An 8,836-nucleotide genomic window follows, 5' to 3' on the forward strand; every position below is an offset into this window, starting at 1 on the left:
CACACAGGTTTTGCCGGGATCGCACAGCGCCTGAGCGCCCAAACCCTGTGTGATGGCGTCACGAGGTGTGTGCGCACGACACCGGGACGCGGCACTACCCGGCCAGCTCGGCCAGCACACCCTCTGCGCTGCGCGCGGCGATCCCGCAGGCGCGCGCGGTGAACTGGTCCAGCAGCGGATGCTCGGCCCACGTCCGCCACTTGCGCACCGCCGCGAGGGCCGCGGCCCGCTCCGCGGCGACACCGTCATCGGGGTGTAGCCCGAGCCGTTCGCTGCGCCCGATGCCGAACCCCCCGACCAGCCGCTGCAGCTGCGCGACGTCCTCGTCGGACAGGTTCGGCCGGGTCGAGCGCAACCGGCCCAGCAGCCGCAACTCCTGGAAGCCGTGCACATCGGCGAGCAGACGCTGCGCCGCCGCGCGGATCGGCGCGGACTCGGCGCGGGGGTTGGCCGAGAGCACACGCGTGAGCGCGAGCAGGGCCGAGTGCGTCTTGAGCTGATCGGCCCGTTGACCGAACTGCACGTCGATCACCTGTCGCAGCTCGTGGAGGCCGCTGCGCTCGACGAGCTGCGTCGCGAGACTGGGCGAATCGGGCGTGCCGAGCTTGATCAGCGTGACCGCCAACCGGATTCCGAAGAGACCGAAACGGTGCGCCAACTGGGCGCGGGTGTGCGCGTCCACCGGCAGCGGGCTGTCCGGGCGGGCGAACCGGTCCGCGGACAGCATCGCCAGCTGCAGGTCCTCGGGCGGCACCTCGGCCAGCGCACGGAAGGCCTCGTACTCGCGCTGCCGCAGCGTCCGCGCGCCAAGGGCCAGCAGCCCGGCCACCGGGACCACCGCCTGACACAGCCCCGTCAGCTCCAACTCGGTGGCGAAGCGGGACGCGACCTCCTTGGCCGACATCATCGCGTCGAGACGGCCCGCCCCCACCTCGTCCGCGCGCGAGACCACCCCGACCACCCCGAGGGGGCCGGACTCGCCGCCGACGTGCGAGCCGATCTGGCCGAGGAAGGCGACGTCGGTGGCGGCGAGGGTGCGCAGCAGGTACACCACGGCATCCGCGCCCGAGGCCGAGTCCTCCGGGGTGAGCATCTCCAGCGTGCGGGCCGAGACGTCGCGCGAGAGCGAGGACGTGCCTGGCGTGTCGATGATCGTGGTGTTGGTGAGCGCCCGCGCGGGCCACTCCACGTCCAGCCGGTCCACCTCCGCGGCCGTCATCGCGCCGAGGTCGAAGGTGAGGCTGCTGCCCTCGCGCCGCTGGACGGGCACGTTGAAGGACCGGTCGCCGTGGTACCACGCCGTGACCGTCGGCGTCGGGCCCTGCCGGTACCAGGTGACGACGCGGGTGCACTCGGTGGCATCGGTCGGCGCGATGTCCTGCCCCACAAGCGCATTGAGCAGCGTCGACTTGCCGGCCTTCAACGAGCCGGCGAGCGCGACCCGGAGCGGCTGATCGATCCGCTCGGCGCACTCGTCTAATTGCCCGCGCACCGCGGGATCGCCCACATACGCCTCGCGTGCCGCACCGATCAGCGCCCGCGCCTGTGCCAGCGCGCCCCCGCTCACCGACCGATCTCCACCGGGAGGATCTGTGCCGCAAGCTCCTTGAGCTCGTTCAGCGCGCGTATGTCCTGCTCGATCTGGGCGGCCCGCTGGGTCCGTTCGGTGGTGGCCAGGTTCGCGGCCTCCTGCGCGGCGCGCAGCGAGTCGTTGAGTGAGCGCAGGGTCTGCTCGGCGATGGCGGTGAAGTGGTCGCGCAACAGTCGCTGGATCAGCCGCAGCCGGTCCTTCGACTCCTTGTTCACCTGGAAGCTGACGTCGTCGACGAACCGCCGGATCGCGGCCTTCGCCTCGCTGCGGCGCTTGAGGATTCGCTGTTCCCGGTCGTCCCGATAGGCCTTGGTGCCCAGCACCAGCCCGGCCCCCACCGAGATCGGGTTCACCAGGGCCATCCCCATCAGCGTGGTGATCAGCCCGAACATCAGCACGCCGCCGTACGAGCCGCGCATGCCGACGAGCATCTTCTGGGTGATGCCGATGCTCCCCGACTCGAGGTCGGCGAGCGAGCTGACCGGCTCGAGTACCCCGCCCAGGTCCGCGACGTCGAGGTGCGGCAGGTCCACCGACCCGGACTCCGCGAAGTGCCCGGCCACCACCTCGGCCAGCCAGATCGCGCGATCGTGCGCCCAGACGAAGTTGTCGCCGATCGAGGTCGCGACCTGCTGCTCGAGCCACTCGCCGAGCTCAGCCCAGTCCTTGCCCGGATCGCCCTCGTCAACGGACTCCTCGGCCTGACGGGTGACGCGGCGCAGCCGGTCCCGCAGGTCGTGGTCGATGTCGGCGGCCAGGTCGGTGACGCCGTCGGAGAGCGTCTGTTGCCACAGCGAGGTGCGCTTGTGCAGTTCCTCCGCCGCGACCTTGGCCTTCTGCAGCTCCGCGACGGCCGCCGCACCCTTGGCCGGGTCGCGCAGCGCGGCGAGCTCGCTGCCGAGCGCGAGGGTCAGGTGCTCGGTGACCGAGTGCACGTCCAGCGCCACCGCCCGTCGGGTGGTCACGTCCCCCCTGGCCACCACCTGCTCGCGCAGGAACGCGTAGAGGTCGGCGAACCCCGACTCGACGTTCAGCTCCTCGTCCTGCAGCCGCACCGCGTGCGAGCGCAGCGCCGACGACACCGGGATCAACGGCACGCTGAGCCCGGCGCGGCCGAGGTGGCCGCGGTCCGCCTCGACGATCTCCCGCCAGTGCGGGTACAGGTCGGTCTTGCTGATCAGGCAGGCCACCGCCGGGCACAGGCCCAGCACCTGCCTAAGGAACGCGACCTCCGGCTCGGTGAACTCCTGACTGGCATCCGAGAGCACCAGGACCGCGTCGGCGGCGGGCAGGAGGCCGAGAGTGCTTGCCGCATGAGGGTTTCCGTGCCCACCGACGCCGGGGGTGTCCACCAGCACCAGACCGTCGGCGAGGAGCGGGCTCGGCACGTTCACCTCGACCCGCAACACCTCACGTCCCCCGGCCAGCGGGGTCGACGGCGTGACGGCGCTCAGTTCCTCCAGCGGCAGCGCCACCCGGACGGCGTCGGCTCCCGGCTCGGCGAGGACCAGTTCCGCGCTCGCGGTCTGCGCGTTCTGCACGACCGTCGGCACCGCGGTGGTCTCGTCGTCACCGACCGTGCACACGGTCAGGCCGAGCAGCGAGTTCACCAACTGGCTCTTGCCCTGTTTGAGCGGGCCGACCACGACGATCCGCATCCGCGGGTCCAGCACGCGACTCTTGGCCAGCTCCAGGCGGTCCACCAGATCGGCTCGCCCGGCGGTCCGGGCGATGCCCCCGGTCCGCTCGAGGAGCGCCACCATCTCCGCGGCCGTCGCCTGTGCCGCGGCGGTGCGTTCGACTGCCGAAGCAGCTGCGTTGTCCATGAACCCGACCCACAATCCCCTCTGCGCCGCGGGCGCCCGAACGGACGCTCGCGGCGAGCGATTTTCACGGTATCCAGCACGGAGCCGGCCCCACACGCAATAACGCGTACGGGGCCGGCTCCGTTACAGGTCGATCAGGGCAGCAGCGGATCCGCGTGCGAAGCCGCCTCGCCGCCGATCTCGGCGGCGCCGCTCGCGTCGGCGTCTCCGAAGAGGCCGCCGCCGATGCCGCCGAGCCCCTCGCCGAACAACCCGGCGTCCGCCTCGTTGGTGGTGCTGACCTCGCTTCCGAAGGCGTTCGAGGCGTCCAGCGACGACCACGCGTTCCCGGTGGCCGCGGTGGCACCGCCGAGGCCGGAGCTGATCCCGCCGACCAGGTCGGAGGCGCCGCCGAGCTCGCCGCCCGCCGAGGCCGCGCCGCTCGCGCCCGCCCCGATGCCCGCATCGACCGCACCGCTGACCGCGCCGCCGAGGCCCGCGACGGCGTCGAGGCCGGTCGTCAGGTCCGTGGCCGCGTCCGCGGCACCCGAGAGGGCGCCGCCGAGCTCCGCACCGGCGTTCGCGACGCCCGACAGGGAGCCGCCCAGGTCCGCACCGGCGTTCGCCACACCCGACAGGGAGCCGCCCAGGTCCGCACCCGCGTCGGCCGCGCCGTCCAGCGCACCGGTCAGACCGCCGCCGAGCTCCGCACCCGCATTCGCCGCGCCGCCCAGCGCGCCGTCCAGCGCACCGGTCAGACCGCCACCCAGCTCCGCGCCCGCACTCGCCGCGCCGTCCAGCGCACCGGTCAGGCCACCACCGAGCTCCGCACCCGCGTTCGCCACACCCGACAGCGCGCCACCCAGGTCCGCACCCGCGTTCGCGGCTCCGCCCAGCGCACCGGTCAGGCCGCCGCCGAGGCCAGCGCCCGCGTCGAACAAGCCACCGAGACCGCCTGCCAGGCCGCTGGTCAGGCCCCCACCGAGGCCCGCGACCGCGTCCAGGCCACCGCCGAGGCCCGCCGCCGCGTCGAGGCCTGCGTCGATATCCGCGTCGAGGCCGGCGCCGCCACCGACGCCGAGCCCACCACCCGCACCGAGGAGGCCGCCGAGCGTGCCGCCCAGGTCCAAGCCGCCGCCCGCGCCGAGCAGACCGTCGACCGCGCCGCCCAGGTCCAGGCCGCCACCGAGGGCCCCGCCGAGGTCGAGGTCTCCGCCGAGGTCGAGCGCGCCGCCCGCACCGAGCGCGCCCTCGAGGGCCGTGCCCAGCCCGCCCGCGAGGCCGCCGTCGAGATCGAGAGCGCCGCCGAGGACCGTGCCGAGCGCGCCGCCGAGGTCGATCTCGCCGGTGCCGCCCGCCGCGCCGCCCAGCGCCGCTTCCAGTTCCCCACCGAGGTCGCCACCCGCACCGAGCGCCGCACCGAGCACCCCGCCGAGCGAGGCGCCCAGATCCGTGCCGATCTCCCCGCCCGCGCCGAGCACGCCCTCGAGCGCGGTGCTCAGCGATCCGCCGAGACCACCCTCCGCGCCCAGGTCGAGTCCGCCCGCGGCACCAAGCGCCGCGTCCAGCGCGGCACCGAGCCCGGCCGTGAGACCGCCGTCCACCCCGAGCGCGCCACCGAGCGCACCCGCCAGCGTTGCGCCGAGGTCACCACCGATCTCGCCGCCCGCGCCGAGCACACCGCCCAGATCCAGGCCCGCGCCCGCATCGACCAGGGCGCCGAGCGCGCCGCCGAGCGCGCCACCGAGTTCGGCGGCGACATCGCCACCCGCACCGAGCGCGCCACCCAGTGCCGCGCTCAGCGTGGCGCCGAGGTCACCACCAAGGTCCAGTCCGCCGCCGAGGCCACCGCCCAGACCCAGCGCCGCATCCACCGCACCCGTCAGGCCGGAGGTCAGGCCGCCACCGAGGCCGAGCAGACCGTCGAGGTCCAAGCCACCGCCCGCACCGAGCGCCGCGTCGAGCGCACCGCCGAGAGTGCCGCCCAGCTCGCCGCCCAGACCGAGCGCGCCGCCGAGAGTGCCGCCAAGCGCGGTGCCGAGATCGAGGCCTCCCTCCAGTGCGGTGGACAACGCGCCACCGAGGCCGCCGCCGGCACCGAGCGCCGCCCCGAGCACCCCTCCGAGCGAAGCCCCCAGATCCGTGCCGATCTCCCCGCCCGCGCCGAGCACGCCCTCGAGCGCGGTGCTCAGCGATCCGCCGAGACCACCCTCCGCGCCCAGGTCGAGTCCGCCCGCGGCACCAAGCGCCGCGTCCAGCGCGGCACCGAGCCCGGCCGTGAGGCCGCCGTCCACCCCGAGCGCACCGCCCAGCGCACCCGCGAGAGTGGCACCGAGGTCCCCGCCCAGATCCAGGCCAGCGCCCGCATCGACCAGGGCGCCGAGCGTGCCGCCGAGCGCGCCACCGAGATCGGCGGCGACATCGCCACCCGCACCGAGCGCGCCGCCCAGTGCCGCGCTCAGCGCCGCACCGAGGTCACCGCCCAGGTCCAGTCCGCCGCCGAGGCCACCGCCCAAGCCGAGCACCGCATCGAGGGCGCCCGTCAGGCCCGAGGTCAGGCCGCCACCGAGGCCGAGCACACCGTCGAGGTCGAGGCCACCACCCAGACCCAGCGCCGCGTCGAGCGCACCGGTCAGACCGGAGGTCAGCTCGCCGCCGAGGCCGAGCGCGCCGCCGAGAGTGCCGCCAAGCGCGGTGCCGAGATCGAGGCCACCCTCCAACGCGGCGGACAACGCGCCACCGAGGTCGCCGCCCGCACCGAACGCGGCGCCGAGCACCCCTCCGAGCGCGACACCCAGGTCGGCGCCGATGTCGCCGCCGACCTCGAGGGCGCTGCCCAGCACCGCACCGAGGTCGAGCGCCCCACCCAGGTCCAGGTCGGTCACCCCGCTCAGCGCGGCGTTCAGCGCGCCACCGAGCTCGGCCACCAGGTCACCGCTGACTCCGAGCGCACCGCCGAGCGCACCGCTGAGCGCCCCACCCAGCCCCAGGGCGGCGTTCACGTCCACGACGCCACCCAGACCGAGCGAGGCCTCGAGGGCCGCACCGATGGCCGCACCGAGATCGGCACCGATCTGACCACCGATCTGCAGGGCAGCCCCCAGCGCTGCGCTCAGAGCCGCGCCCAGATCCGCTCCGAGGTCGATGCCGCCGCCGAGACCGAGGCCACCACCGAGCCCGAGGCCCGCGCCTGCGCCTAGACCGAGGCCGCCGCCCAGACCGAGGCCACCCCCCAGTCCGAGGCCACCGCCGAGACCACCGCCCAGTGCGCCGCCCAGTGCGCCGCCGGCGGCGGTGCCGAGCCCGGCGTTCACGATGCTCGTCAGCTCACCCGCCGCGCCCGCGAACAGACCCGACTCGGCGACCAGCGGGGCCACCGCGGAGATGTCCGCGGCGCACACGCTGCCCAGCCCGGCGGCGGCCAACGCCGCATCCGGGTTCTGGCAGTACAGCGCCCTCGCCTCGTCATCACGCAGGAGGCTGAGGATGAAGTCGAGAAGAGCGTTGGTGGTCATGTCGATCTCCTGAGGTCTGGTCGAACGGATCGCGATAGACGACGCGAAACGATTGCCCTCAACGCTAGGTACGCGGACAGCCCGCCCCAACGGGGTGAACTCCCCTGCCTCGCAGGCCGCGTGGGGGGTGGGGCCGATAGGGGATCACCCCCCGTTAGGGGATACCTCCCCCATCTGCGCGTTTGTCGCCGAATCGGTAACGGAACACGCGCGTGACCCGACACAGTGGGCAACAGCGGGGGCCAGGTTCGGCCCCCACCCCCGGACCAAGAACCCGGGAAATCGCCACCCGCCCCTGGCACAGGCCACGGGGAGAATTGTCAGCCACCCCGGCGGCGGAAGCCCCGGGGCGAGCACGGGAGAACACTTCGATGACTGTTGGACTCGGACTCACCGTCGGTGCCGTGAACTCGGTGGCGGTCGCCGCCCTCGAGCACACCGCCGACGCGCAGGGACCGTCGATCACGGCGAGTTCGACCCTGGCGCTCGGCGGGGACACCCCCGCGGTTCTCGGCGTGCCCAACCGGTACGAGGGGGACGTTCCACGTGGAACCGTCATCTCCGGTTTCGCCACCCGCGTAGGCGATCCCGTCGCACTCGTCGCGGACGACGGCTCGACCCACACCGGCGAGGACCTCGTCGTAACCGCGATGCAGTGCCTGATCGAGGCGTCCTCGGCCGGACTCGACGAGTCGCCTGCCGTTGCGGCGGCGTATCCGGCCGTCTGGCCGAGCCACACGGTCGACGCGCTGCGCTCCGCGCTCGACCGCGCCGGCCTCGCCGCGGTCACGCTCGTCCCCGAGCCGGAGGCCGCGGTCGCATGGTTGCAGCGCAACGGGTCCCGCAACGTCACAGGCACCTCCGACGACCTGGTGCTCGTCTACGACCTGGGCGGCACCAGCCTCGACGTGACGCTGGTCAGCGCGGGCGAGACTCCCCGGATCATCGGGAAGCCGATGCGGTCCGAGGACTTCGGCGGATCCGAGTTCGATCACCTGACGCTGCGCTACGTGCTCGACGGTGTCGCCGGCGAGGCAGGCGCTCTCGACCCCTTCGATCCCGACACGATGAACGCACTCGCGCAGCTGAGGTCACGCTGCGGCGCCGCCAAGGAGGCGCTGTCCTCGGATACCGAAACGGTGATCGGGATCGATCTGCCCGGCATGCACAGCGACGTCCGGCTGGTACGGGCCGAGCTGGAGGACCTGATCCGGGAGCCGCTGGCGGACTCCCTCGAACTGGTCAGGGAGACGCTGCGCAACGCAGGCGTCGACCTGTCGGACGTCAGTCAGGTGCTGCTGATCGGTGGTAGCTCGGCGATGCCGCTGGTTGCCGAGCTGCTCTCCGCCGAGCTGCGGCTGCCCGTCATCGCCGACGCCCATCCCGAGCGAACCGCCGCACAAGGCGCCGCGATCATCGCCGCCGCGGAGGGCGCCAACACCGCGCCGCTTGCGGTCGTCCCTGCCGCCGCGGCCGCCGCGACCACCGTCATGGAGGTCGCACCGGTGCTGCCCGGGCCCACGGGTCCCCGTCCCGGCATCCGGCCCGCCTCGCGGGGCGCATCGCTCTCGACCCCCAAGAAGGCCGCCATCGTCGCGGCCGCGGCCGCCGCGATCGCCCTGCTGGCCGCGGGCGGGCTCTCGCTCGGCACCGGCGCGCTGACGCCGTCCAACGCGGACACCAGCCGGGGTGCCACGACCAGCGGCCACAGCGTCACCACCACGGTCGCACCGAACGGAACCGTCCTTCCGGTCGTCGACGGCGTCGTGAGCCCGACGACCGGGGAATCCCCCGTCCGGCTGGACCCGACCGGCGCCCCGATCCGGTCCGACGCGGGTCCCGTGGCTCGACAGGCCTCCGCCAACTCGACCGGTGCCGCGGCCCCCGCCGCCGCACCCGGCTCCCCGGCAGCAGCGCCTGCCCCC

Annotated in this window: 4 protein-coding genes; 1 reads left to right on the forward strand and 3 read right to left on the reverse strand. The window is 74.0% G+C overall.

Features of this window, described 5'->3' with window-relative positions:
- Positions 1 to 94: 94 nt before the first annotated feature.
- The 3 genes from RM1_RS15760 to RM1_RS27060 all read right to left on the reverse strand — a co-directional run bounded on the left by RM1_RS15760 (position 95) and on the right by RM1_RS27060 (position 6,911).
- Positions 95 to 1,567 carry a dynamin family protein gene (locus tag RM1_RS15760; protein WP_072752614.1) on the reverse strand — a complete coding sequence of 491 codons (1,473 nt, stop codon included), beginning with the start codon at positions 1,565 to 1,567 and terminating at the stop codon, positions 95 to 97.
- Positions 1,564 to 3,417 (reverse strand): dynamin family protein, encoded by a 1,854-nt coding sequence (locus RM1_RS15765; RefSeq protein ID WP_072752616.1) that lies wholly within the window; start codon positions 3,415 to 3,417, stop codon positions 1,564 to 1,566. Before RM1_RS15765 ends, RM1_RS15760 begins: the two co-directional genes overlap by 4 nt.
- A 134-nt stretch (positions 3,418 to 3,551) precedes the next feature.
- Positions 3,552 to 6,911, reverse strand: a complete 3,360-nt coding sequence (locus tag RM1_RS27060) for an IniB N-terminal domain-containing protein (protein WP_072752618.1) — start codon at positions 6,909 to 6,911, stop codon at positions 3,552 to 3,554.
- 371 nt (positions 6,912 to 7,282) lie between these two features.
- On the opposite strand from RM1_RS27060, the gene RM1_RS15775 reads away from it, so the two are divergent.
- A partial coding sequence (locus RM1_RS15775) for an Hsp70 family protein (protein ID WP_072752619.1) occupies positions 7,283 to 8,836 on the forward strand: 1,554 nt, incomplete at its 3' end.

Origin of the sequence: Rhodococcus maanshanensis NBRC 100610 (assembly GCF_001894865.1) — a bacterium.
In the GTDB taxonomy this organism is placed as follows: Bacteria; Actinomycetota; Actinomycetes; order Mycobacteriales; family Mycobacteriaceae; genus Rhodococcus_G; species Rhodococcus_G maanshanensis.